General features: G+C 63.9%; 20 protein-coding genes. 11 read left to right on the top strand and 9 right to left on the bottom strand.

Features of this window, described 5'->3' with window-relative positions; genetic code table 11:
* Positions 1–84 precede the first annotated feature (84 nt).
* From GKC70_RS05420 to GKC70_RS05400, 5 genes are all read left to right on the top strand, one after another.
* On the top strand, positions 85–2,136 hold the full coding sequence (locus tag GKC70_RS05420; RefSeq protein ID WP_295485558.1) for a bifunctional diguanylate cyclase/phosphodiesterase: 2,052 nt from the start codon (positions 85–87) through the stop codon (positions 2,134–2,136).
* Positions 2,137–2,296: 160 nt separating this feature from the next.
* Positions 2,297–3,643, top strand: coding sequence for an imelysin family protein (locus GKC70_RS05415; protein ID WP_342650666.1), 1,347 nt, complete (start codon positions 2,297–2,299; stop codon positions 3,641–3,643).
* Between the two features lie 187 nt (positions 3,644–3,830).
* Positions 3,831–5,255: a di-heme oxidoredictase family protein gene (locus GKC70_RS05410; protein WP_342650665.1), complete on the top strand. Its 1,425-nt coding sequence runs from the start codon at positions 3,831–3,833 to the stop codon at positions 5,253–5,255.
* Between the two features lie 18 nt (positions 5,256–5,273).
* The gene (locus GKC70_RS05405) at positions 5,274–6,338 is read left to right on the top strand and encodes an imelysin family protein (protein WP_029613797.1); all 1,065 of its coding nucleotides are present in this window, start codon (positions 5,274–5,276) and stop codon (positions 6,336–6,338) included.
* 2 nt (positions 6,339–6,340) lie between these two features.
* Positions 6,341–7,441 (top strand): DUF1513 domain-containing protein, encoded by a 1,101-nt coding sequence (locus tag GKC70_RS05400; RefSeq protein WP_342650664.1) that lies wholly within the window; start codon positions 6,341–6,343, stop codon positions 7,439–7,441.
* 97 nt (positions 7,442–7,538) lie between these two features.
* On the opposite strand, the gene GKC70_RS05395 is transcribed toward GKC70_RS05400, so the two are convergent.
* The 5 genes from GKC70_RS05395 to colR form a co-directional block, all read right to left on the bottom strand.
* Positions 7,539–7,769, bottom strand: coding sequence for a hypothetical protein (locus GKC70_RS05395; protein WP_342650663.1), 231 nt, complete (start codon positions 7,767–7,769; stop codon positions 7,539–7,541).
* On the bottom strand, positions 7,769–8,467 hold the full coding sequence (locus GKC70_RS05390; protein WP_342650662.1) for a lipopolysaccharide kinase InaA family protein: 699 nt from the start codon (positions 8,465–8,467) through the stop codon (positions 7,769–7,771). The genes GKC70_RS05395 and GKC70_RS05390 overlap by 1 nt, the downstream gene beginning before the upstream one ends.
* Before the next feature lie 7 nt (positions 8,468–8,474).
* A complete protein-coding gene (locus GKC70_RS05385; protein WP_342650661.1) occupies positions 8,475–9,155 on the bottom strand; it encodes a methyltransferase domain-containing protein in 681 nt (226 codons plus the stop codon).
* Between the two features lie 155 nt (positions 9,156–9,310).
* Positions 9,311–10,621, bottom strand: a complete 1,311-nt coding sequence (locus GKC70_RS05380) for a HAMP domain-containing sensor histidine kinase (RefSeq protein ID WP_317871633.1) — start codon at positions 10,619–10,621, stop codon at positions 9,311–9,313.
* The gene (gene colR, locus GKC70_RS05375) at positions 10,611–11,294 is read right to left on the bottom strand and encodes a two-component system response regulator ColR (RefSeq protein ID WP_039579755.1); all 684 of its coding nucleotides are present in this window, start codon (positions 11,292–11,294) and stop codon (positions 10,611–10,613) included. The genes GKC70_RS05380 and colR overlap by 11 nt, the downstream gene beginning before the upstream one ends.
* A 188-nt stretch (positions 11,295–11,482) precedes the next feature.
* Here colR and GKC70_RS05370 point away from each other — a divergent pair, with 188 nt between their 5' ends.
* Positions 11,483–12,208 (top strand): phosphatase PAP2 family protein, encoded by a 726-nt coding sequence (locus tag GKC70_RS05370; RefSeq protein WP_342650660.1) that lies wholly within the window; start codon positions 11,483–11,485, stop codon positions 12,206–12,208.
* 16 nt (positions 12,209–12,224) lie between these two features.
* On the opposite strand, the gene gspK is transcribed toward GKC70_RS05370, so the two are convergent.
* The gene (gene gspK / locus GKC70_RS05365) at positions 12,225–13,151 is read right to left on the bottom strand and encodes a type II secretion system minor pseudopilin GspK (protein ID WP_342651472.1); all 927 of its coding nucleotides are present in this window, start codon (positions 13,149–13,151) and stop codon (positions 12,225–12,227) included.
* Between the two features lie 172 nt (positions 13,152–13,323).
* Between gspK and tatA the strand changes: the two genes are divergently transcribed.
* The 3 genes from tatA to tatC are packed head-to-tail and all read left to right on the top strand — an operon-like array spanning position 13,324 to position 14,587.
* Positions 13,324–13,527 (top strand): twin-arginine translocase TatA/TatE family subunit, encoded by a 204-nt coding sequence (gene tatA / locus GKC70_RS05360; protein WP_029613804.1) that lies wholly within the window; start codon positions 13,324–13,326, stop codon positions 13,525–13,527.
* Positions 13,527–13,790, top strand: coding sequence for a Sec-independent protein translocase protein TatB (tatB, locus tag GKC70_RS05355; protein WP_342650659.1), 264 nt, complete (start codon positions 13,527–13,529; stop codon positions 13,788–13,790). The genes tatA and tatB overlap by 1 nt, the downstream gene beginning before the upstream one ends.
* Entirely contained in the window at positions 13,787–14,587 is an 801-nt protein-coding gene (gene tatC / locus GKC70_RS05350; protein WP_342650658.1) for a twin-arginine translocase subunit TatC, read from the top strand. The genes tatB and tatC overlap by 4 nt, the downstream gene beginning before the upstream one ends.
* On the opposite strand, the gene GKC70_RS05345 is transcribed toward tatC, so the two are convergent.
* Positions 14,571–15,818, bottom strand: coding sequence for an IS256 family transposase (locus GKC70_RS05345; protein ID WP_342650657.1), 1,248 nt, complete (start codon positions 15,816–15,818; stop codon positions 14,571–14,573). The two genes, tatC and GKC70_RS05345, sit on opposite strands and share 17 nt — an antisense overlap.
* Positions 15,819–15,997: 179 nt before the next feature.
* On the opposite strand from GKC70_RS05345, the gene GKC70_RS05340 reads away from it, so the two are divergent.
* Complete coding sequence (locus GKC70_RS05340; RefSeq protein ID WP_342650656.1) at positions 15,998–18,013, top strand: HET-C-related protein; 2,016 nt, start codon at positions 15,998–16,000, stop codon at positions 18,011–18,013.
* A gap of 133 nt (positions 18,014–18,146) precedes the next feature.
* Here the strand turns inward: GKC70_RS05340 and GKC70_RS05335 are convergent, their stop codons facing one another.
* Entirely contained in the window at positions 18,147–18,458 is a 312-nt protein-coding gene (locus GKC70_RS05335; protein ID WP_039579771.1) for a YqfO family protein, read from the bottom strand.
* Positions 18,459–22,358 carry a phosphoribosylformylglycinamidine synthase gene (purL, locus tag GKC70_RS05330; RefSeq protein WP_342650655.1) on the bottom strand — a complete coding sequence of 1,300 codons (3,900 nt, stop codon included), beginning with the start codon at positions 22,356–22,358 and terminating at the stop codon, positions 18,459–18,461.
* A 311-nt stretch (positions 22,359–22,669) separates the two neighbouring features.
* Between purL and mltF the strand changes: the two genes are divergently transcribed.
* Positions 22,670–24,127: a membrane-bound lytic murein transglycosylase MltF gene (mltF, locus tag GKC70_RS05325; RefSeq protein ID WP_295485519.1), complete on the top strand. Its 1,458-nt coding sequence runs from the start codon at positions 22,670–22,672 to the stop codon at positions 24,125–24,127.
* Positions 24,128–24,135 lie beyond the last annotated feature (8 nt).

Raw genomic sequence — 24,135 nt, 5'->3', positions numbered from 1 at the left:
TCGCCTGCCGCGGCAATCGGTCGATAGTGTATTGCCAGGGTTGATGGCAAAATAATGGCATGCGCATGGATTAAGGAACCCCCTTTGAAGCTGGAATTTCGGAACAGCTTGTCCGTCAAGTTGCTCAGGGTCGTGCTGCTGGCGGCGCTCGCGGTGGGCGTGGTGCTCAGTTGCGCGCAGATCGTCTATGACACCTACAAGACCCGCCAGGCCGTCGACAACGACGCCCAGCGCATCCTCGACATGTTCCGCGACCCGTCCACCCAGGCGGTCTACAGTCTCGACCGAGAGATGGGCATGCAGGTGATGGAAGGTCTGTTCCAGGACCAGTCGGTGCGCATGGCCTCCATCGGCCACCCCAACGAGACCATGCTCGCGCAGAAATCCCGCCCGCTGCAGGACATGCCACTGCGCTGGCTGACCGACCTGATCCTCGGCCAGGAACGCACCTACACCACGCAACTGGTCGGCCGTGGCCCCTACAGCGAGTACTACGGCGACCTCAGCATCACCCTCGACACCGCCAGCTATGGCGAGGGCTTCCTGGTCAATGCGGTGATCATTTTCATCTCCGGCGTGCTGCGCGCCCTGGCCATGGGCCTGGTGCTTTATCTGGTCTACCACTGGCTGTTGACCAAACCGCTGTCGAGGATCATCGAACACCTCACCCAGATCAATCCGGATCGACCCAGTCAGCACCAGATCCCCCAGCTCAAGGGCCATGAACGCAACGAACTGGGGCTGTGGGTCGACACGGCCAACCAACTGCTGGCCTCCATCGAGCGCAACACCCACCTGCGCCACGAAGCCGAGACCAGCCTGCAGCGCATGGCTCAGTACGACTTCCTCACCGGCCTGGCCAATCGTCAGCAACTGCAGCAGCAGTTGGACAAGATCCTGGCCGATGCCGGACGTCTGCAGCACCGGGTGGCGGTGCTGTGCGTGGGACTGGACGACTTCAAAGGCATCAACGAGCAATTCAGCTACCAAGTGGGCGACCAATTGCTGCTGGCCCTGGCCGATCGCCTGCGCGCCCACAGCGGTCGGCTCGGTGCCCTGGCGCGCCTGGGCGGCGACCAGTTCGCCCTGGTCCAGGCCAATATTGAACAGCCCTACGAAGCGGCGGAACTGGCGCAGAGCATTCTCGACGACCTGGACACCCCGTTCGCCCTCGACCACCAGGAAATCCGCCTGCGCGCCACCATCGGCATCACCCTGTTCCCGGAAGATGGCGACAGCACCGAAAAGCTGCTGCAAAAAGCCGAGCAGACCATGACCTTGGCCAAGGCCCGCTCGCGCAACCGCTACCAGTTCTACATCGCCAGCGTTGACAGCGAGATGCGCCGCCGCCGCGAGTTGGAAAAGGACCTGCGCGAGGCGCTGCCGCGTAACCAGCTGTACCTGGTGTACCAGCCGCAGATCAGCTACCGCGACAACCGCGTGGTGGGCGTCGAGGCGCTGCTGCGCTGGCAGCATCCAGAGCTGGGCATGGTGCCGCCGGACCAGTTTATTCCCCTGGCCGAGCAGAACGGCAACATCATCAGCATCGGTGAATGGGTGCTCGACCAGGCCTGCCGTCAACTGCGCGAATGGCACGACCTGGGCTTCAGTGACCTGCGCATGGCCGTCAACCTGTCCACCGTGCAATTGCACCACGCCGAGCTGCCACGGGTGGTCAACAACCTGTTGCAGGCCTATCGCTTGCCGCCGCGCAGCCTGGAATTGGAGGTCACCGAAACCGGCCTGATGGAAGACATCAGCACCGCCGCCCAGCACCTGCTCAGCCTGCGCCGCTCCGGCGCGCTGATCGCCATCGACGACTTCGGCACCGGTTATTCCTCGCTCAGTTACCTGAAGTCGCTGCCGCTGGACAAGATCAAGATCGACAAGAGTTTCGTCCAGGATTTGCTCGACGACGATGACGACGCCACCATCGTTCGCGCCATCATCCAACTGGGCAAGAGCCTGGGCATGCAGGTCATCGCCGAAGGCGTGGAAACCGCCGAGCAGGAAACCTACATCATCGCCCAAGGCTGTCACGAAGGTCAGGGCTACCACTACAGCAAGCCGCTGCCGGCGCGTGAGCTCACGGCCTTCCTCAAGCAGGCCCAGCGCAACCAGGTGTCGGTGCTCTGATCGGCAGCGACCTCGAAGGTCGCGGCAACGCCATTTTCGCGAAAAGCGCCACTGACGCTTTACATCAAATGCAAATCTTTCGCATCATGTGCTGGTTCAGCGTGCCATCACGCACCGGCCGCACCACATGGTCCAACCACACGACGCAGGGATACTCACAATGATTCGAATGCCTCTGGCCTCCGCCAGTCTGCTGGCCATCGCCATCGCTCTCGCCGGTTGCGGCGAAGGCAAGGACGACAAGGCTGCCGCCCCGCAAGCCCAGGCACCGGCTGCCAGCACCGCTGCCAGCACCGCTGCCAGCGCGTCGGCAGCGGTCGACGAGGCAGCGGCCAAGGCCGTGGTCAAGCAGTATGCCGACATGGTGCACGCGGTCTACAGCGACTCGCTGAGCACCGCCAAGCACCTGCAAACCGCCATCGATGCATTCCTCGCCCAACCCAACGACGACACCCTCAAGGCCGCCAAGCAGGCCTGGGTCGATTCGCGCGTTCCGTACCTGCAAAGCGAGGCCTTCCGCTTCGGCAACACCATCATCGATGACTGGGAAGGTCAGGTGAACGCCTGGCCGCTGGACGAAGGCTTGATCGACTATGTCGACAAGAGCTACGAGCACGCCCTGGGCAACCCCGCCGCCAACGCCAACATCATTGCCAACCCGGAAATCCAGGTGGGCGAAGACAAGATCGACGTCAAGGACATCACCCCCGAGAAGCTCGCCAGTCTGAACGAGCTCGGCGGTTCGGAGGCCAACGTCGCCACCGGTTACCACGCCATCGAATTCCTGCTCTGGGGCCAGGACCTCAACGGCACCGGCCCTGGCGCCGGCAATCGTCCAGCGTCGGACTACCTGGAAGGCCCAGGCGCCACCGGTGGTCACAACGACCGTCGCCGCGCCTACCTCAAAGCGGTGACCGATCTGCTGGTCAGCGACCTGCAGGAGATGGTCGACAACTGGGCACCGAACGTCGCCGACAACTACCGCGCCTCGCTGGAAGCCGAGCCGGTCAAGGACGGCCTGCGCAAGATGCTGTTCGGCATGGGCAGCCTGTCGCTGGGCGAACTGGCGGGCGAGCGCATGAAAGTCTCGCTGGAAGCCAACTCGCCTGAAGACGAGCACGACTGCTTCAGCGACAACACCCACTGGTCGCACTTCTACGACGCCAAGGGCATCCGCAACGTCTATCTGGGCGAGTACACCCGTCCCGACGGCTCCAAGGTCAGCGGCCCGAGCCTGTCGTCGCTGGTGGCCAAGATCGACCCGGCCACCGACGCTACGCTCAAGGCCGACCTGCAGGACACCGAGGCGAAGATCCAGGTGATCGTCGACCACGCGCTCAAGGGCGAGCACTACGACCAACTGATCGCCGCCGACAATGCCGCCGGCAATCAGATCGTGCGCGACGCCATCGCCGCCCTGGTCAAGCAGACCGGCGCCATCGAGCAGGCCGCCGGCAAGCTGGGCATCGACAACCTGAACCCGGATACTGCAGACCACGAGTTCTGATTCGGGCAAGGTGACTGAAAGGGGCGGCCTTTGGGTCGCCCTTTTTCATGGAGCAGGCGTGGCGGGCGATCCTGGTCCTGTGCACCGGCCGCAGGCTTTTCAACCGGTAGTTGCAAATTGCTCTTATTCAAACATCCCCGTTTTGCTAAGCTTGCCGCCGGTTTTTCGCTCATGCTCAGGATTGTCGATGTCCTCGCCGCTGTCCCGACTGCCCCTCTTGCTGCTGGCTAGCGTCCTGGCCGCCTGTGACGACGCCCCGCGTTTCACCCAGGCCGAGCCCGGCGAAGCCCTGTCCGGCGGCCAGGCGACGGTGCTGCGCAGCGACCGCAATGCCTATTCCATGCCATCGGCCAATCTCACGCCCGAGCGGCGCCTGAATTTCAGCGTCGGCAACAGCTTCTTCCGCAATCCCTGGGTCATCGCGCCGTCCACCACCACCGCACGCGACGGCCTGGGCCCGCTGTTCAACACCAACGCCTGCCAGAACTGCCATGTGCGCGACGGTCGCGGGCACCCGCCCGAGGCCGATTCGAACAATGCCGTGTCGATGCTCGTGCGCGTGTCGATTCCTGACCAACCCGCCTACGTCAAGGAAATCCAGCGCCTGGGCGTGGTGCCCGAGCCGGTCTACGGCACTCAATTGCAGGACATGGCCATTCCCGGCGTGCGCCCCGAGGCCAAGGTGCGGGTGGACTACAGCGTCGAGCCGGTCACTTTCGAGGATGGCTACCAGGTCGAATTGCGCCGCCCGCGCCTGCAGATCACCCAGCTCGGGTACGGCCCGATGCACCCCGACACCCGTTTCTCCGCGCGCATCGCGCCGCCGATGATCGGCCTCGGCCTGCTCGAAGCCATTCCCGAAGCCGCGATCCTGGCCAACGAAGACCCGCAGGACCGCAACGGCGACGGCATTCGTGGCCGCGCCAATCGGGTCTGGGACGACGCCCAGGGCAAGACCGTGGTCGGCCGCTTCGGTTGGAAGGCCGGGCAACCGAACGTCAACCAGCAGAACGTGCACGCCTTGGCCGGCGACATGGGCCTGACCAGCACCCTCAAGCCCGAGGACGACTGCACAGCAGCGCAGGTCGAGTGCCTGGCCGCGCCCAACGGTGACGGCCAGAACGGCGAGAAGGAAGTCAGCGACAACATCCTGCGGCTACTTACCTTCTATACCCGCAACCTCGCCGTGCCCGCGCGGCGCAAGGTCGACGCACCCCAGGTCCTGGCCGGCAAGACTTTGTTCTTCCAAGCGGGCTGCCAAGGCTGCCACACCCCGCAATTCACCACCGGCAGCAACAGCGAGCCGGAGTTGGCCAATCAGCTGATTCGCCCCTACAGCGACCTGCTGCTGCACGACATGGGGCCGGGCCTGGCCGACAACCGCAGCGAGTTCGCTGCCGGTGGTCAGGACTGGCGCACCCCGCCGCTGTGGGGCATCGGCCTGAGCGAAACCGTCAGCGGCCACACCCAGTTCCTGCATGACGGCCGCGCGCGCAACCTGCTCGAAGCCGTGCTCTGGCACGGTGGCGAAGCCGAGGCCGCACGCCGTCACGTACTGACCTTCGATGCCGAGCAGCGCGCCGCGCTGCTGGCGTTCCTGAACTCACTGTAATCGCGCAAGGAGCCGGGCATGTTCCGACCCAAACTGTTGTTCACCAGCCTCGCCGCCATCGCCCTGGGCGCCTGCTCGCCGCAGGATCCGCAAGCCGTCACCTCGGCCGCCATCGCCCAGCAGGTGATCCTGCCCACCTACAGCCGCTGGGTCGAAGCCGACCGTCAGCTGGCCGCCAGCGCGCTGGCCTACTGCGAAGGCAAAGAGAGCCTGGACAGCGCCCGCGCCGACTTCCTCAACGCGCAGAAAGCCTGGGCTGAACTGCAGCCGCTGCTGGTCGGACCGCTGGCCGAAGGCAACCGCGCCTGGCAAGTGCAATTCTGGCCAGACAAGAAGAACCTGGTCGGTCGCCAGGTCGAGCAACTGGTGGCTGGCGACACGCCGGTCGATGCCCAGGCGCTGAGCAAGGCCAGCGTGGTGGTGCGTGGCCTGTCGGCCTACGAGTACATTCTCTTCGACAGCAAGCCGGACATCGCCAGCGCCGAGCAGAAGGCGCGCTACTGCCCGCTGCTGGTGGCCATCGCCGAGCACCAGAAAGCCCTGGCCGAGGAGATCCTCAAGAGCTGGAACAGCACCGACGGCATGCTCTCGCAGATGACCAAGTTCCCCAACCAGCGCTATGCCGATTCCCACGAGGCCATCGCCGATTTGCTGCGGGCCCAGGTCACCGCACTGGACACGCTGAAGAAGAAACTCGGTGCCCCCATGGGTCGCCAGAGCAAAGGCATCGTCCAGCCACTGCAAGCCGAGGCCTGGCGCAGCCATTCCTCGCTCAAGAGCTTGGAAGCGTCGCTCAAGGCGGCTGAAACGGTCTGGACCGGCGTCGACAACAAGGGCCTGCGCGGACTGCTGGGCAAGGACCAGAGCGCGCTTGCACAAAAGATCGACGATGCCTACGCCACATCAGCCAAGCTGCTGGCCGACAATCAAAAGACCTTGGGCGAACTGCTCGCCGACGATACCGGCAAGCAGACCCTCAACCAGATCTACGACAGCCTCAACGTCGTCCACCGCCTGCACGAAGGCGAACTGGCCAAGGCGTTGAACATTCAGCTGGGCTTCAACGCCAACGACGGTGACTGATCATGCTGCGACGCCAGGCCCTCAAACTCGGTAGCGTAGTGCTCAGCGCCCTGACGCTCGGCGGCTGGACGCTGATGCGCAACAAGGGCAGCGAGCCGCTGTTGCTGTCGGCGCGCGACGATGCCGAGGGCGGCCACTATGCCGTGGCCTATCGCCTCGACGGCACCCAAGTGTTCGCCACCCAAGTGGCCCAGCGTTGCCATGCCATCATCCATCACCCCGAACAGCCGATCGCGCTGTTCGTGGCCCGCCGTCCCGGCACCGAGAGCTACCTGATCGACCTGCGCGACGGACGCCTGCTGCAAACCCTCGCCTCGCAGCCGAACCGGCATTTCTATGGCCACGCGGTCATCCACAAGGACGGCCACTGGCTGTACACCACCGAGAATGACACCCGTGATCCTGGACGTGGCGTACTGGGGGTGTACCGGTTCGAGGGCGAGCGTCTGGTGTACACGGGTGAACTGTCCACCCACGGTATTGGCCCTCACGAGGTGGCCTGGATGCCCGACGGCGAAACCCTGGTGGTGGCCAACGGCGGCATTCGCACCGAGGCCGAAAGCCGGGTGGAAATGAACCTTGATGCCATGGAACCGAGCCTGGTGCTGATGCAACGCGACGGCACGCTGCTGAGCAAGGAAACCCTGACCCAGCAGATGAACAGCGTGCGCCATTTGGCAGTGGGCACCGACGGCACCATCCTGGCCTGCCAGCAGTTCATGGGCAGTGCCGAGGAGACCGCCGAGCTACTGGCAATCAAGCGCCCCGGTCAGCCGTTCCAAGCGTTTCCGGTAGCGGATCGGCAGTTGCAGTCGATGGCCCAGTACACCGCCAGCGTCGCGGTGCACAGCGACCTGCGCCTGGTAGCGCTGACCGCGCCGCGGGCCAATCGACTGTTCATCTGGGACATGGACAGCGGCGCGGTGAAACTCGATGCGCCGATGCCTGATTGTGCCGGCGTTGGCGCTGTCGCAGACGGTTTTGTGGTGACCTCCGGGCAAGGGCGTTGCCGGTTCTACGACTGCCGACAGCGCGAGCTGGTGGGTAAGCCGCTGAACCTGCCTTCAGGATTGTGGGATAACCACCTGCATCTGGTGGGATGATCCAGGCCTGCCCGGGCCACGTTGCTGAGACAGCATGTTTTTCGGCAAAAACGCAAAGGGCCGCGAAGCGGCCCTGAAGTGCTGGAAAATCCAGGCGTCAGCCAAACGGCCTCAAGCCTTGGCGCATGCCGAACAGAAACAGCAATAGATCATTATCCGGTTTCGCCTGCCCCTGCTCCGCCTTGGCCACACGCGGCAACGCGCACTGGCCGGCAGCATCGCTCTTGCTGAACACCGTGGGCCGCGCTTCGCCCCAAGAGGCAGCAGCGACGGTGGTCACACCCAACGCCCCTATCAGGAACAAAGCTCGAGCTATTTCTAGTTTCATTACCCTAACCCTTTGACAGCGCTGCCAAACGCACTCTGATAAAAGTAGAGCAGAGTTTCAAATTCTGCCGTGTTCAGCGACGAATGGCGCCGAAGCTGGCGCAAGTCGTTGTAGGCAGCACGCTGACAACTGATGCGTCGGCGGCATTTTTCCAGATCCAGCAACGCCACTTCAGCGCGCATCTGATCATCCTCGCCGATCACCTTTACAAAAACATGCTTGCCGTACAGGCAGCCGTGTTGCCAATGCCCCAGGTGCATGCGTGCCAGATTAGCCGCCAGTTCTTCGAGCATGCGCTCGTGCAGCACCTGCGGATAACGCTCACGGGCGCCCTCGGCATGCCAGGTATCCAGGTCGACGAACCCGTCCAGCGCCTCGCTGACCAACAGCGCACGCCATTGTTGATCGGCGTCGCGCTCGGCACCGGCGAACACGATGCGCGGAACACGTACCCCCAGTTGTTCGAAACGGGTGAGCGCATCCAGCTCGCGCAACACTGTCGGACGGCCGAACGGATGTAACAGGCTGCGATAGATATGCCCTACCTGACGCTTGGCGTAGAGCAGTTGACCGCTGCCATCGTCCAGACGCTGAACGCCGCTTTCGCCACCGCGGCGCTGGTTAGGCGCTTCGACCCACTCGCCCTGCTGCTGCCAGTAATAGTCGAACCGCGACGTCTGATCCCGAACTGTTGCCATGAAACCGTTACCCCTTGCGTAATACGTAAACTCGCCACATGGCATAGAACGGGAGGAAGTCCAGTCGTTCCTGAATCCTGAAGCCTGCCGAAATAAATTCCTGCTCAACCGTAGCAGCAGGTAACACAAAGCGATTCTGGTAACTGTCCTGCTCCACCTTGGCGCGGCGGCGTGCCTCGAGCTTCTGCCGGCGCCAGGCTTTGAAGTTGCCATCCACCCACAGCGAAAGTATCACGCTGTCGCGACTAACCCGCTGAAATTCAGAAAGAATCTGCTTGCGGTGAGCGGGATCGCCGATGTGGTGCAGCAGACGCATACAGAAGATGCTGTCAACCGCGTTGTCAGGCAAATCGATGGCAAAGGCGGAAGTCTGCAAAGGTCGTACCCGCGCGACGACCTCTGGCGATTGCGCGGCACAGGCTGTCTCGATCATCGCCGCCGAGTTGTCGGCGCCAATGATCACGCGGTTGGGCTTTTCTGCCAGCAACGGCCAGAAGCGGCCGGCACCGCACGGCAGATCGAGCACCAGACCCGGTTCACCGGCCAGCGTCAGGGCGCGACGGGCGAGTTGCTCGTCGCGAGTGTGGGACAGACGCCGGGCCAGTCCTTCCTGGTGCTTGAGCAAGTACTCCCGCGCGTGTTGCTGGTCGTACTTTTCGGAAAACGCGAGTTTGATAGGGCTACGCATGGACGATCTCCTGAATCGATGCCGGCCACCTTAGGCGGGCAAGCGTCGGCATCAGGTCATGACCGTGTGAAAAATCTGTCACACCAAGGAGATAGGTCTTACGAGATATGTAGAATAGGGTACTAGATCAGCGGGGCTTGAACAGCCCCGCGCTGTTACTGGGCCGGCTCTTGCTCTTGGAGCACCGGACTGCCCTGGCTGAGATCGACCTGAAAGCGGCAGCCGTGGGGCGAGGTTGCGGTGAGGGTCACCCGCCAGCCCTGGTCATCGCAGATCCGCTGCACCAGCGAAAGGCCCAGGCCGAGCCCTTCGCCACGGCGCTCGTCCCCGCGTACGAACGGCTTGAACATGGCCTCGCGCTGTTCCTCAGGAATGCCCACACCGCTGTCCTCGACGCTGAAGCCACTGGCTTCCAGGCTCAGGCGGATATAGCCGCTGTCGGTGTAGTGCGCCGCATTGCGCAGCAGGTTGCCCATCACCGATTGCAGGAAGGTGGCGTTGTACAGGGTCGCACTGGCGCTGACCCGACCGTCGTAATACAGCGTCAGGCCTTTCTGCTCGATGGTGTCGCGCCAGACGCCGATCAGGTCGTCGCCCACCTCGCGCAGGCTCGCCCGCGAGGCCACCGCCCCTTCGTCGCGCTGGGCACGCGCCAGCATCAGGAAGGTCTTGACCAGCTCGCGCATTTCCTCGGTGGCCCGCGCGATGCGCTCCACCTGACTGCGTGACCGGCTGTCCAACCCTGGATTTTCCATCAGCAGCTCGCACGAGGTGGCCAGCACCATCAACGGGGTACGCAACTCATGGCTGACGTCGCTGGTGAACAGGCGCTCGCGGGTCAACGCATCGCGCAGCCGACCCAGGGTGTCGTCGAAGGCCACGGCCAATTGGCCGACTTCATCGGCCGCGTAGTCCGGTGCCAGCGGCGGTGCCAGGCCGAGCAGTTGATCGCGATGACGCACCTGGCGAGCCAGGCGGATCACCGGCGCCATCACCCGGCGCGCCAGCAACCAGCCGAGGAAGGCCGCCAGTGCCAGGCTGAGCACGAAGCCCACGGTCACCACGGCGAACAGCACCCGTTCGCGCTCCTCGAAGTCACTCTGGTCCTGCAGCAGGACGTAGTGGCGGCCGTCCACCACCTCGACCATGGCGTGGTAGGACAGTTGGTCGCGGAATACCTCATGGAAGCCGGCTTCCAGATGGCGCAGGTCCTTGGGTAACTCGAAATCGTCGCGCCCGCCGTCGAAGTAGAACAACTGGTCCGGACGCGGGCGATGGCTCCAGTCGCTGACACTGTCCATGCGCAGCAGGCGCTGCAGATCGCCACCGAGCACCGAGGAAATCAGCCGCTCTTCGACCAGGTGGACGGTGGCGACGATGCCGAAGGCGAACGCCCCGGCGACCAGCGCGCTCATCAACGCGAAGGCGATGATGATGCGCTGGGCAAGGCTTTGCTTAAACTCCATCGCGACCCTCGGCGAGGCGATAGCCGACGCCATGGACGGTATGCAGCAGGGGCTTTTCGAACGGTTTGTCGATCACTTGGCGCAACTGGTGCACATGGCTGCGCAGGCTGTCGCTGTCGGGGCAGTCATCGCCCCACAGGGCCTCTTCGAGCACCTCGCGGCGCAGCACGTGCGGGCTTTTCTGCATGAGCACCGCCAGCAGTTTCAGGCCCACTGGGTTGAGTTTGAGCAGCTTGCCCTGCCGGGTTACCTCCAGGGTGTCCAGGTCGTAGCTCAGGTCGGCCACTTGCAAGGTGCGCCGCCCGCCGCCCTGGGCGCGACGCAGCACCGCTTCGATGCGCGCCGACAGCTCGGACAGGGCGAACGGTTTGAGCAGGTAATCGTCGGCACCGGAACGGAAGCCCTGCAGGCGGTCGTCCAACTGGTCGCGGGCGGTGAGCATGATCACCGGGGTGTCGCGGCGGGCGTCTTCGCGCAGGCGCTTGCACAGGGTATAGCCATCGATGCCCGGCAGCATGATGTCGAGCACGATCAGATCGTAGTGTTCGGTGGCGGCCAGGTGCAGGCCCGACAGGCCGTCCTGGGCGCAGTCGACGGTATAGCCTTTCATGCCCAGGTAGTCGGCCAGGTTGGCGAGGATATCGCGGTTGTCTTCAACCAGTAGAATGCGCATCGGGGTCTCCTGTGCGGCGCTTCGCTGTGCGCGGCAGGCGCAGCTTACGGCCAATGGCCAGGCATCGCCAGCCTTGACGAACATTCAAGGCAACTGACGTTTTTTTCACGCAAGCTTCACGCACCCAGCATAGCGACAGCCCGAGAATGCCCGATCTTTTGTCTCGAGCCCGTGCCTCAGGAGCCGCCATGCACCCCACCCGTCCCCGTCCGATCAATCTCTGGCTGTACCTGGGTGTTCCGCTGGCGGTCGCGGTGGCGCTGCTGTTGCTCGAACTCACCTCCCTGGACATGGACCTGGCCAAGCTGATGTTCGATCCCTCGGCCGGTCAATTCATCGGGCGGCGCAGCTACTTCCTGGAGACCGTGCTGCACGACTGGGTCAAGCAGGCGGTGATCGGCGTAGGACTGCTCTCGGTCGGTGCGTTGATCCTCAGCTTCCTCTGGTCGGGCCTTTCCAGTTGGCGCCGCGAGTTGGGTTGCCTGGTGCTGGCGCTGACCATCTCCACCGGCATGGTCACCCCGCTCAAGCAATTGACGGGCGTGCAATGCCCATGGAGCCTCACCGAATTCGGCGGCAAGGAAACCTATAGCAAGCTGCTCGAAACCCGTCCGGCCACCGACAAGCCAGGCCTGTGCTGGCCGGGCGGGCATGCCACCACCGGTTTCAGCCTGTTCGCCCTGTTCTTCATGCTGCGCGACCGCAAGCCACGCCTGGCCCGCGCCGCATTCGGCCTGGCCGCAGGCCTGGGCATCGTGCTGTCACTGGGCAGGATGATGCAGGGCGCGCATTTCCTCTCGCACAATGTCTGGACGGCGGTGTTCTGCTGGCTGATCGGTCTGGGCTGCTATTACCTGCTGCTGTATCGCCATGGGTCGACGCAAGCCGCGCTGGCCGAACGCCGGTTGGCGTGACGCCGGGCCGACTCACTCAGGGCAGGGGCTCGCGCGCCCTGACCCGTACCTGCTGCGCCGGTACCCGGGCATGCCATTGCACCACGCCGAGCGCCTCCACCTGGAACTGGCTGCGCACCACCTGCCCCGCTTCCTCGAAGGACAACTGCAACAGGAAATGCCCGCTGTTGAGCAGCAACCCTTCGCTGAGCCGGGTGAAGGTTTCGTCGTCCACCGCCCCCAGCGCCTGACGCAGCGCCAAAGCATCGACATACCCAGAAGGCGGATGATTGCTGACGATCCGGCTCAGCAGCGCGCGTGAAAAGCGGCCTTCGTAGAGTGCTTCGAGCAAGGGCAGGTGTTGCAGGTCGAGGGCGTTGGCATTCAACCGCCAAGCGCCGGTCAGCGGCAACGCGCAGAGCATCGGGTAGCGCGCCTGGCGCAGCGCATCGGGCTCGAGCAGCAGGTTGAGCTCACTGGTATCGACCATGGGCTGGTTGGCGGCCAGGCGCGGCGGGCGCTGACGCAGGTACTGCGCACTCTCGGCGCCGTGCAGGCGACTGTCGCTGTCGGCGTCGAGCCAGTCGGCCAAGGCATCGACCAGCCGCTCGGCCGCCAGGTCGTCACCGAGCAGACGCCGCAGTTGCCGCTCGGCGCGCTCGGCATCCTCGCCGAGCAGCGCGTTGACGTTGAAGCAACTGTGCTGGTCGCGCACCTGCAAGCGCGCCGTGCCTGCACCGAAGTCATAGCTCAGCGCCTGACCGCGCAGGGCCTGCCAGAACAGCGGACTGGCGCGCCAGGCTGGATCGCGCAAGGCCTGGCTGGCATAGGCCAGGCCCGCCTGTTCCATGGCGCGAATCTGCACGCGCTGGCGCAGCAAGCGGGTTTCGTCCACCTGGCGCCGTCCCTCCTCCACCAGCCAGGCCAGACCCGCCGCCAGCATGCCCAATGCCAGCATCACCATCAGCAGGGCCACGCCCCGTTGTCGTTCGGCACTGTTCACAGGGCGCCTCGTCGTTCATCGAAGGCGACAGTCAACAGGGCGGGTGTTGCAGAGAGATGGCAGCCGTCACCTGAGCGTCATCTGAGCCAGGCAGGATTGGCGCTCTTTTCGCGACCTGACGGAGTTTTCGCAGATGGGTGGTATTGGCATCTGGCAACTGGTGATCGTGCTGTTGATCGTCTTCCTGCTGTTCGGCACCAAGCGCCTCAAAGGCCTGGGCAGCGATGTCGGCGAGGCCATCCAGGGCTTTCGCAAGTCGATGGGCGGCGAGAGCGACAGCAAAGCTGCAGCCGACACCCAGGTTCAGGCGCAACAGTCGACGGAACGCCAGGGCTGATGTTCGAGGTCGGCTTCAGCGAGCTGCTGCTGGTGGGCATCATTGCGCTGCTGGTACTCGGTCCCGAGCGACTGCCGTTGGCGCTGCGTAGCGTCGGTCGGGGTCTGGGCCAGGTGCGCCGGGCGATGAACCAGTTGCGCGCTCAGGTCGAGCGGGAGATCGACCTGCCGGCACTGGACAGCGCGCCGCTGCGCGCACTCGAACAGGAGATCCGTGAAGGCGTGCGCCTGACCGAGGCCCCGGCCAAGGAGCCCACGCCATGAGCCTGGCCCTGCCCGAACACAGGGCCCTGCCGCTGACCGAGCACCTGCGCGATCTGCGCCGGCGCCTGCTGCGCATGCTGCTGGCCCTGGCGCTGGTGTTCGCCGCACTGTTCCCCTTCGCACAGACGCTCTACACCCTGGTCTCCGAACCCCTGCGGCGCTACCTGCCCGAAGGCGCGAGCATGATCGCCACCAGCGTCACCTCACCCTTTCTCACGCCGTTCAAACTGACCGCGATGTGCGCCGTGTTCATCAGCATGCCGCTGCTGCTGCATCAGGTCTGGGGCTTCATCGCCCCGGGTCTGTACCGGCGGGAAAGACGCATTGCCGTGCCGCTGCTGGTGTCGAGCATCCTGCTGTTCTACGGCGGCATGGCGTTCGCGTTCTTTCTGGTGTTTCCACTGATGTTCGCGTTCTTCGCCAGCGTGACACCGGACGGGGTGGCGATGATGACCGACATCGGCCAGTACCTGGACTTCATCCTGGCGCTGTTTCTGGCGTTCGGCCTGGCATTCGAAATCCCGGTGGCCACCTTCATCGTGGTGTGGGCGGGGCTGACCGATGTCGCCAGCCTGCGCCGCAGTCGCCCTTACGTGATCGTCGGCTGCTTCGTGGCCGGGATGATCCTGACGCCGCCCGATGTGTTTTCCCAGACCCTGCTGGCCGTGCCGATGTGGCTGCTGTTCGAGGCGGGCCTGCTGGCCTGCGCCGCGCTGCGCGAGAGTGTCAGATTTTTTGTGTGCGGGCCGATAACGGCCTGCCGTCAGGCTGGCCATGCTTTTACCAGGTCGGCCTGATAAATCGATCTCCGTACAGCATCGCGAATTGATTCATCGCATTTTTCCAGTCATGGGCCGCTGAGCCCCAGTTTGCCGTGATGTTCCGCAGCCCCAGCCAGATCAGCTTGGTGGCGGCCTCATCCGTTGGGAAGTGACCACGCGTTTTGATGATCTTGCGTAGCTGGGCGTTGATGCTTTCGATCGCGTTGGTCGTATAGATCACTTTTCGAATGCCCGACGGGAAGACAAAGAATGGAATCACTCGATCCCAGGCTCTTCTCCATGCCGCAACTACCGTTGGGTACTGTTTGCCCCAAGGGCCGTTTTCAAAGGCATCCAGTGCCTGCTCAGCCGCCTCGGCGTTGATGGCCTGATAGATCGGCTTGAGCGCTTTGGCCAGATCACGACGCTTATCCCACGCTGCATAATCGAGACTGTTGCAGATCAAGTGGACGATGCATGTTTGCAGCGTGGTGGCCGGAAACACGGCGCTTAGCGCATCTGGCATCCCTTTGAGGCCGTCGGTGACGGCGATCAGCACATCCTCAACGCCGCGCGTCTTAAGGTCATTGAAGACCTTCATCCAGAACTTCGCACCTTCGGTATTTTCGATCCAGATCCCGAGAATATCGCGCGTCCCATCGGGTAGAACGCCCAGCGCCAAGTAAATCGCTTTGTTGCGCACAAGCCCTTCTTCGCGAATCTTGACTCGCAGCGCATCAAAGAAAATGACCGGGTACATCGGCTCCAGCGGCCGCTGTTGCCACGCGCCGATTTCCTCCATCACCTCGGCCGTGACCGAACTGATGAAGTCGTGCGAAACATCCGTTCCGTACTGTTCAGAGATGAATGCGCGAATTTCCCGAACGGTCATGCCTCGGGCATACATGGCGATGATCTTGTCATCGAAGCCGGTGTAACGGCGCTCATGTTTGGGAATCAGGATGGGCGCAAAACTACCGTCTCGATCACGGGGGATATCCAGCCGCAGCGGCCCCTCTCCAGTCAGAACCGTCTTGCCAGTCCTGCCATTGCGCTGATTGGTTTCATCCTCTGGACGCTGCGCGCCCGGCAGATACCCCAGATGGTGACTGAGCTCGGCGTTCAAGGCCCGTTCGATCAGCGCCTTCTTGAATGCCGCAGAGGCATCTTCGATAGCCTCCGCAGTCATCAGGCCCTCACCGAACTGCTCAAGCAGCTCCTTGGGGATTTTTGGTAGGTCACGCAGGGGTTTCTTCTTGGTTGGCATACATGCACCTCTTGCTCATGTTATGCCCGAACACAAAATTTCTGACATACCCCGCTGCGCTCGCCGCAGCCCGCCGGCGAAACCTCGGCATAGCCTGCACAACGGGAAGGGGTTGCAGGCTCCAAGCAGCCCAGCGCTACTCACATGCTGGAGACTTCACCTGCCGATGAGTCTCCCCCATGACCGCCGCGACCCTGCATACCACCTTCGCCCTGGACCGCCTGACGCAACTGGCCGAGCACCTTTCTTCGGCGCAGCTCCACTCGCTGCTGGCCCCGGTGTTCGGTGACGACCTGCCTGCCACGTGCTACCAGGGACTGCATGACGCACTGCGCAACGGCACTGTGCGTAACCCCAGTCACCGGATCGACCCTGAATTGCCCGGCAAAGCCTGCTACGACAACCTCACCCGCTGCATCCACCTGCACCCACAACTGATCGCCGATGCGCGCCAGGCGCCGCAGGCGAGCTGCGAGCTCGCCACCGTGCTGCTCCACGAGTTCGGCCATCATCTGGACAACCTGCTGCGACACGATTACGCGCTGCTGCGCGAGCAGGGCACAACGCTGGCCGAAGATGCCGTACTCGAGGAAGGCGCGCGTTTCGCCTACCTGTTCAACTCGGCTGCGCATAGCCAGCCAGGTCTGCACTGGGTCGCACGACTGGTCGAAGACCAACGCAGCCTCAGCTTCGAAGTCGAGGGGCAGGCATTGCAGGTGTACCTAAGTCAGCACCAGGGTGAACAGGCGCAACGGATCGAAGCCGCCACCGGCTCGCGCGAAGGCTTTTCGGCTGGACGCGGCGACAAGAATCGTCCAGAGCTGTCATGGGGTCACGAGTCGATCGAAGAGGACCTGAAGCTGGCCGGTTTCAATGCTCAGCAACGCCAGGCCATCTATTTCGGCAACTGGCTGCGCGACTATTCGCAGTTGCTCGACCCCAAGCTGGTCAGAGCACCCGACGCGCCCAAGGACTTCCCGGCCAAGCTGTCGCGCGAGGTGCTGACGCAATTGGTCGACCTGCTCGCGCTCAGGGCCTTTCCCAAGCTGCAAGACACGCCGCAAGGGCGCAGCGAGTACACCGTGACGCCGCAGATGCTGGGGGTCTATCGGCCCAGCGAACACATCGACAACCCGTTCAACCCCAGCCCTGCAGCCTCGGATCCACGCCGCATCGACCCGGATTTCGAAGCACCTGTGGGCAAGGACGATGCGTTGTTGCAGGTCGACGCGAAAACCTCGATGAAGCGCTACATCAGCACGTCGGTCGAATTCATGTGCGAACGCCTGGGTGTGGCCATGGCCGAAGGCCCGACCGCCAAGGGATTGCGTGAATTCGGCGCTGCCTTGCATGTGTTGGAGGACTACTTCGCCCACTCCAACTACGCCGAACTGGCCCTGCGCCAACAAGGCCACGACACGGTGCTGACCTGGACCGCACAGGCCGACTGCACCCACGGCTGGCCAGTGGTGACCGGCATGTTCGGCGGCAGCGATGTGATCGCCAGCCTCGCCGAGCCCATGGCCAAGGTGCTGTTCCCGGTGTCCGCCGGCTTCAAGGAGATCACCCCCGGCCAGCGTGCCGACGAAGAACTGGCGCTGCTGATCCTGCTGCGCGATCACCCCGATCCGAAGTGGCAGGAATACCTCAAGACCTCACTGGAGGTGCGCGACACCCTGGCAGATATCCCCGGCTTCAATGGCGTGCGCCTGGTGTCATGGATTCTCGGCTCCCCCCTGCGCGGGGTCGCGGACCTGACCAAACTTGGCTACCAGGCCATTCTCAACCTGGCCGGCAACGCGGTGGACGACATCCAGACCCTCACCCAGGGCAACCCGATGCTCACCGGCTCCACCCACCCGACCCACTCGCAATTGGCCAAGGACCATGACGTCCACCCACTGCACACCTTGGCGACACTGATGGCCCGCGTGGCGGTGCGCGAGGTCGGCTTTGCCCTTTACAAATACTGGGAGGGAGGTCGCCTGCGCGATCCGGTGAAGGTCGCTCGTACATTCTTCACCCACCCCAACGACAGCGACTGGCAGCACGAGCTGGTACGCACCTGGGCCAGCGAGCATCCCGACAAGATTCGTCAGGCCAGCGACGCCAGCGTGTTCGAAAAGCTCCAGATTCCCCACACCGCAACCGTGGATAAATCGGTCTGGGAACGTCTGGCCGGGCTGTTCGACTGACCGCCTGAAAACGACAAGCCCCGGCAGAAGACTGACGGGGCTTGTCGATTGCAGCGCGTCACCGCGAGAACGACGACGCTAGGCTCTGTTTTCAACGCAGCATGAACGAGTATCAAGGCTTTTCAGACAGAGCCTAGTAGTCGGCCAGCGGCCAGACCTCGTACGCCGGCGTCTGGTAAGGATGGCTGTGCTTCAGAGCGGCGACTACCTGAGCGACATGCTCATCGGCCACCACCAGCTCGACCTTCCACTCCTCCACCGCCTCGACCTGACCGGCTCGCCCGATGAACGGCTGGCTGCCGTCCAGCGGGCGAAACTGGCCCTGGCCCAGGGTTTGCCAAGCGCAGTGGTCATAGTCGCCGATACGCCCGCCACCGGCGGCGAACACAGCGGCCTTGACCACCTCGACATGGCTGGCAGGCACGAAGAAGGCCAGCTTGAACACTCAGTTCACCCACACCCGCGCGTTGCGGAACATGCGCATCAGCGCGGCATCTTCCTGCCACTCGTCCGGGCGCCAGGAGTTCTGCACGGCACGGAACATCCGCTCAGGGTGCGGCATCATGATGGTCACGCGGCCGTCGCGGCTGGTCAGGCCGGTGATACCCCGGGGCGATCCGTTCGGGTTCGCCGGGTACTGCTCGGTCACCTTGCCGTGGTTGTCGACGTAGCGCAGGGCCACGCAACCAGACACGTCGGCCTCCAACAGCGCCTCTTCGCTGGCGAACTCGGCATGGCCCTCGCCGTGGGCGATGGCGATCGGCATGCGCGAACCGGCCATGCCCTGCAGGAAGATCGAGTTGGACTTCTGCACCTCGACCATGGCCACCCGCGCTTCGAACTGCTCCGAGCGGTTCCGCACGAAGTGCGGCCAGTACTCGGTGCCGGGAATCAGCTCATGCAGGTTGGACATCATCTGGCAGCCGTTGCACACGCCCAGGGCGAAGCTGTCGGTGCGCTCGAAGAACGCCTGGAAGGCGTCGCGGGCGCGGCTGTTGAACAGCGCCGACTTGGCCCAGCCTTCACCGGCACCGAGTACGTCGCCATAGGAGAAGCCGCCACAGGCGACCAGGCCCTTGAACGCCTCGAAGTCGACGCGACCGGCGAGGATATCGCTCATGTGCACGTCGATGGCCGCGAACCCGGCGCGGTCGAAGGCCGCAGCCATCTCGACCTGACCGTTGACGCCCTGCTCGCGCAGGATCGCCACTTGCGGACGCACGCCTTTCTTGATGTACGGGGCGGCGACATCCTCGTTGACGTCATAGCCCACCTTGACCGACAGCCCGGGGTTGTCTTCCTCGAGCAGCGCGTCGAATTCCTGGTCGGCGCACTCGGCGTTGTCGCGCAGGCGCTGGACCTGGTAGCTGGTTTCGGCCCACTGGCGCTGAAGCAGGCGACGGTCGTCGTCGAACAGCACTTCGCCATTGAGGCTGATGGACACCTGGCCATTGTTGACCGGCTTGCCGATCACCGCCACGCACTGTTCGCCGATGCCGGCAGCGCTGAACTGGGCCAGCACATCCGGGGTGGCGTCCTGGCGTACCTGGATGACCGCACCGAGTTCTTCGTTGAACAGGATGGCGGCGACGTCGCGACGGCTGTCGGTCAGCGGATCGAGGTGCAGGTCGAGGCCGCAGTGGCCGGCGAAGGCCATTTCCAGCACGGTGACCAGCAATCCGCCATCGGAACGGTCGTGGTAGGCCAGCAGGTGGCCGTCCTCATTCAGGCCCTGGATCACCGCGAAGAATGCCTTGAGGTCTTCGGCGTCGTCCAGGTCCGGTGCCTGGGCTGCGAGCTTGCCGAAGGTCTGCGCCAGGATCGAGGCACCCATGCGGTTCTTGCCACGGCCCAGGTCGATCAGGATCAGGTCGGTTTCGCCCTTGTCCATGCGCAACTGCGGGGTCTGGGTCTTGCGGATGTCGGTCACCGGGGCGAAGCCGGTGATGATCAGCGACAGGGGCGACGTCACGCTCTTGTCGACGCCTTCATCGGTCCACTGGGTCTTCATCGACATCGAGTCTTTACCGACCGGGATGGTGATGCCCAGCTCCGGGCACAGCTCCATGCCGACGGCCTTGACGGTGTCGTACAGGCGGGCGTCTTCGCCGGGATGGCCGGCCGCGGACATCCAGTTGGCCGACAGCTTGATGTCGGACAGCTTGTCGATACGTGAAGCGGCCAGGTTGGTGACGGTCTCGCCGATGGCCATGCGCCCGGACGCCGGGGCATCGAGCAGGGCCAGCGGGGTGCGCTCGCCCATGGCCATGGCTTCGCCGGTGTAGACGTCGAAGCTGGTGGCGGTGACCGCGCAGTCGGCCACCGGCACCTGCCATGGCCCGACCATCTGGTCGCGGGCCACGAGCCCGGTGATGGTGCGGTCGCCAATGGTGATCAGGAAGCTCTTGCTGGCCACCGCCGGGTGGTGCAGGACGCGCTCGACGGCGTTGTCCAGGTCCAGCGCGCTGGGGTCGAAGTCATCGCCCAGTTCGGCTTCGCGGGTGACCGAACGGTGCATGCGCGGCGGCTTGCCCAGCAGCACGTCGAGCGGCATGTCCACCGGCGTGTTGTCGAAATGGCTGTCGGTGACGGTCAGGTGCGGCTCGGCGGTGGCTTCGCCGACCACGGCGAACGGGCAGCGCTCGCGCTCGCAGATGGCCTGGAAGCGCTCGAAGTCTTCGGCGCTGACCGCCAGCACGTAGCGTTCCTGGGATTCGTTGCTCCAGATTTCGTGCGGGGCCATGCCTGGCTCGTCGTTGGGCACGTTGCGCAGCTCGAAACGACCGCCACGGCCGCCGTCGTTGACCAGTTCGGGGAAGGCGTTGGAGATGCCGCCGGCGCCCACGTCATGGATGAAGGCGATGGGGTTGGCGTCGCCTAGCTGCCAGCAGCGGTCGATGACCTCCTGGCAGCGCCGCTCCATTTCCGGGTTTTCCCGCTGCACGGAGGCGAAGTCCAGATCGGCCGAGCTGGCGCCGGTGGCCACCGACGAGGCAGCGCCGCCGCCCAGGCCGATGAGCATGGCCGGGCCACCGAGCACGATCAGCTTGGCGCCGACGGTGATCTCGCCTTTTTGCACGTGGTCTTCGCGGATGTTGCCCATGCCGCCGGCGAGCATGATCGGCTTGTGGTAACCGCGCACCTCTTCACCGTGGGGAGTATTGACGGCCTGCTCGAAGGTCCGGAAGTAGCCGGTCAGCGCCGGACGACCGAATTCGTTGTTGAACGCCGCGCCACCCAGCGGGCCCTCGACCATGATGTCGAGGGCATCGACGATGCGCTCCGGCTTGCCGTAGGCCTGCTCCCACGGCTGCTCGAAGCCGGGGATACGCAGGTTGGACACGGTGAAGCCGGTGAGACCGGCCTTGGGCTTGGCGCCACGGCCGGTGGCGCCTTCGTCGCGAATCTCGCCGCCGGAACCGGTGGAAGCGCCGGAGAACGGGGCGATGGCGGTCGGGTGGTTGTGCGTCTCGACCTTCATCAGGATGTGCACCGGCTCCTTCACCGCGCCGTACTGGCGGGTTTCAGGGTTCGGGAAGAAGCGGCCGGCGACGCTGCCGACGATGACCGAGGCGTTGTCCTTGTAGGCCGACAGCACGCCTTCGCTGTGCATCTGGTAGGTGTTCTTGATCATGCCGAACAGGCTCTTTTCCTGAGCCTGGCCGTCGATGTCCCAACTGGCGTTGAAGATCTTGTGACGGCAGTGTTCAGAGTTGGCCTGGGCGAACATCATCAGTTCGATGTCGTTCGGGTTGCGCTTGAGGCCTTGGAAGGCGTTGACCAGGTAATCGATCTCGTCTTCGGCCAGGGCCAGGCCCAGCGCGACGTTGGCTTTGGCCAGGGCGTCGCGACCGCCAGCGAGGATGTCCACCGAGGTCATGGGCTTGGGCTGGGCATGGTTGAACAGGTCGGCGGCCTGCTCCAGTTGGCCGAGCACGCGCTGGGTCATGCGGTCGTGCAGTTCAGCCGCGACACACGCGGCATCGGCCTCGCTGAGGTTCCCGGCGACGTAGTAGGCGATGCCGCGCTCCAGGCGCTGGATCGACTGCAAGCCGCAGTTGTGGGCGATGTCGCTGGCTTTGGAGGCCCAGGGCGAAATGGTGCCCAGGCGCGGCACGACCAGGAACAGGCGGCCGTTGGGCTCCTGTACCGGTACGCTCGGACCGTACTTGAGAAGACGCCCCAGCACCTGCTGCTGGTCGACGGTCAACTCGCCGTCAACGTCGGCGAAGTGGGCGAATTCGGCATACAAACCAGAAACAGCGGGGACTTTCTGGCTCAGTTGCTCGAGTAATTTACCGTGGCGAAAGGCAGAAAGGGCAGGAGCGCCGCGCAGGATCAACATCGTCGGGACAGCCTCAGGAAGGGGTGTACTTGGAGGCCGTGCATTCTAGCCTAAATGAATGGCTTTCGGCACCCGCTGTACGCCATGCCGGCCGGGCGGTTGAACCGGACTTTCGGGTCAGAAAAGCAGCGGCAAGCTACAAGCTACAAGCGGCAAGAAAGAGCGAATTGCGCCACGCCCGCTTTTTCTTGCAGCTTGCCGCTTACCGCTTGTAGCTTGCTCCTTGCTGCTTGCCGCTCAAAAGCTGCTATCAGACTCCCTGGTCGTTGTCGAGATATGGCGCCAGCAGTGCTTTGCGTATACTGCACCCCATGTTCGCCCACACTGCTTTGCGCCAGCGTTGCGCCAGATGGCTTTTCGCAACCGGACTCTTCCTGATGCTCGGTGCCTGTGTTGAAAAACCCAGCACTCTCGAGCGTGTGAAGGAGGACGGTGTGCTGCGCGTGGTCACCCGCAACAGCCCGGCCACCTACTTCCAGGACCGCAACGGCGAAACCGGCTTCGAGTACGAATTGGTCAAGCGTTTCGCCGACGATCTCGGCGTTAAGCTGGAGATCGAGACCGCCGACAACCTCGATGACCTCTTCGCCCAGCTCGGCAAGCCGGCCGGCCCGGTGCTGGCCGCCGCCGGGCTGGTCAGCAGTGCGCAGCGCCAGACCCAGGCCAAGTTCTCCCATCCGTATCTGCAAGTCACGCCTCAGGTCATCTACCGCAACGGCCGCTCGCGTCCCACCGAACCCAAGGATCTGGTAGGCAAGAAGATCATGGTGCTCAAAGGCAGCAGCCATGCCGAACAACTGGCCGAGCTGAAAAAACAGTATCCGACGCTAGAATACGAAGAATCTGACGCGGTCGAGGTGGTGGACCTGCTGCGCATGGTCGACGAGGGCCAGATCGACCTCACCCTGGTCGATTCCAACGAGCTGGCGATGAACCAGGTGTACTTCTCCAACGTGCGCGTGGCCTTCGACCTGGGCGACGCTCGCGACCAGCGCTGGGCGGTGGCGGCCGGCGAAGACAATAGCCTGCTCAACCAGATCAACGACTTCATCGACAAGGCGCAGAAGAACGGCACCCTGCAGCGCCTGAAGGACCGTTACTACGGCCATGTCGACGTGCTCGGCTATGTGGGCGCCTACACCTTCGCCCAGCACCTGCAGCAACGCCTGCCCAAGTACGAAAAGCACTTCAAGAGCTACGCCAAGACCGAGCAGGTCGACTGGCGCCTGCTGGCAGCGATCGGCTATCAGGAGTCGATGTGGCAGCCGGAGGTCACCTCCAAGACCGGCGTGCGCGGTCTGATGATGCTGACCCAGCGCACCGCCCAGGCGATGGGCGTGTCCAACCGGCTCGACCCACGGCAGAGCATCATGGGCGGCGCCAAGTACTTCATGCTGATCAAGGAGCAACTCGACGACAGTATCGCCGAGCCGGATCGGACCTGGTTCGCACTGGCCGCCTACAACGTCGGCACCGGTCATCTGGAAGACGCCCGCACCCTGGCCAAGCGCGAAGGGCTGAACCCGAACAAGTGGCTGGACGTCAAGAAGATGCTGCCGCGCCTGTCGCAGAAGCAGTGGTACAGCAAGACCAAGTACGGTTATGCCCGCGGCGGTGAACCGGTGCACTTCGTGGCCAACATCCGCCGCTATTACGACATCCTTACCTGGGTGACCCAACCGCAGCTCGAAGGCCAGGTCGCCGAGGGCAACCTGCATGTACCGGGCGTGAACAAGGACAAGCCGGCCGAACAGTCGCCGCCGATGTAACCCGCGCC

Origin of the sequence: Pseudomonas sp. REB1044, assembly GCF_038813925.1 — a bacterium.
GTDB classification, from domain to species: Bacteria; Pseudomonadota; Gammaproteobacteria; order Pseudomonadales; family Pseudomonadaceae; genus Aquipseudomonas; species Aquipseudomonas boreofloridensis.
This window is presented reverse-complemented; position numbering and strand designations above follow the sequence as displayed.

What these genes read in the sequence shown, in the direction of transcription:
- GKC70_RS05340 (WP_342650656.1), top strand. Translation starts at nt 15,998, where the DNA reads ATGACCGCCGCGACCCTGCATACCACCTTCGCCCTGGACCGCCTGACG.
- colR (WP_039579755.1), bottom strand. Translation starts at nt 11,294, where the DNA reads ATGCGCATTCTACTGGTTGAAGACAACCGCGATATCCTCGCCAACCTG.
- mltF (WP_295485519.1), top strand. Translation starts at nt 22,670, where the DNA reads ATGTTCGCCCACACTGCTTTGCGCCAGCGTTGCGCCAGATGGCTTTTC.
- GKC70_RS05410 (WP_342650665.1), top strand. Translation starts at nt 3,831, where the DNA reads ATGTCCTCGCCGCTGTCCCGACTGCCCCTCTTGCTGCTGGCTAGCGTC.
- tatA (WP_029613804.1), top strand. Translation starts at nt 13,324, where the DNA reads ATGGGTGGTATTGGCATCTGGCAACTGGTGATCGTGCTGTTGATCGTC.
- GKC70_RS05370 (WP_342650660.1), top strand. Translation starts at nt 11,483, where the DNA reads ATGCACCCCACCCGTCCCCGTCCGATCAATCTCTGGCTGTACCTGGGT.
- gspK (WP_342651472.1), bottom strand. Translation starts at nt 13,151, where the DNA reads ATGGTGATGCTGGCATTGGGCATGCTGGCGGCGGGTCTGGCCTGGCTG.
- GKC70_RS05385 (WP_342650661.1), bottom strand. Translation starts at nt 9,155, where the DNA reads ATGCGTAGCCCTATCAAACTCGCGTTTTCCGAAAAGTACGACCAGCAA.
- GKC70_RS05390 (WP_342650662.1), bottom strand. Translation starts at nt 8,467, where the DNA reads ATGGCAACAGTTCGGGATCAGACGTCGCGGTTCGACTATTACTGGCAG.
- purL (WP_342650655.1), bottom strand. Translation starts at nt 22,358, where the DNA reads ATGTTGATCCTGCGCGGCGCTCCTGCCCTTTCTGCCTTTCGCCACGGT.
- GKC70_RS05345 (WP_342650657.1), bottom strand. Translation starts at nt 15,818, where the DNA reads ATGCCAACCAAGAAGAAACCCCTGCGTGACCTACCAAAAATCCCCAAG.
- GKC70_RS05395 (WP_342650663.1), bottom strand. Translation starts at nt 7,769, where the DNA reads ATGAAACTAGAAATAGCTCGAGCTTTGTTCCTGATAGGGGCGTTGGGT.
- GKC70_RS05380 (WP_317871633.1), bottom strand. Translation starts at nt 10,621, where the DNA reads ATGGAGTTTAAGCAAAGCCTTGCCCAGCGCATCATCATCGCCTTCGCG.
- GKC70_RS05405 (WP_029613797.1), top strand. Translation starts at nt 5,274, where the DNA reads ATGTTCCGACCCAAACTGTTGTTCACCAGCCTCGCCGCCATCGCCCTG.
- GKC70_RS05400 (WP_342650664.1), top strand. Translation starts at nt 6,341, where the DNA reads ATGCTGCGACGCCAGGCCCTCAAACTCGGTAGCGTAGTGCTCAGCGCC.
- GKC70_RS05415 (WP_342650666.1), top strand. Translation starts at nt 2,297, where the DNA reads ATGATTCGAATGCCTCTGGCCTCCGCCAGTCTGCTGGCCATCGCCATC.
- tatC (WP_342650658.1), top strand. Translation starts at nt 13,787, where the DNA reads ATGAGCCTGGCCCTGCCCGAACACAGGGCCCTGCCGCTGACCGAGCAC.
- tatB (WP_342650659.1), top strand. Translation starts at nt 13,527, where the DNA reads ATGTTCGAGGTCGGCTTCAGCGAGCTGCTGCTGGTGGGCATCATTGCG.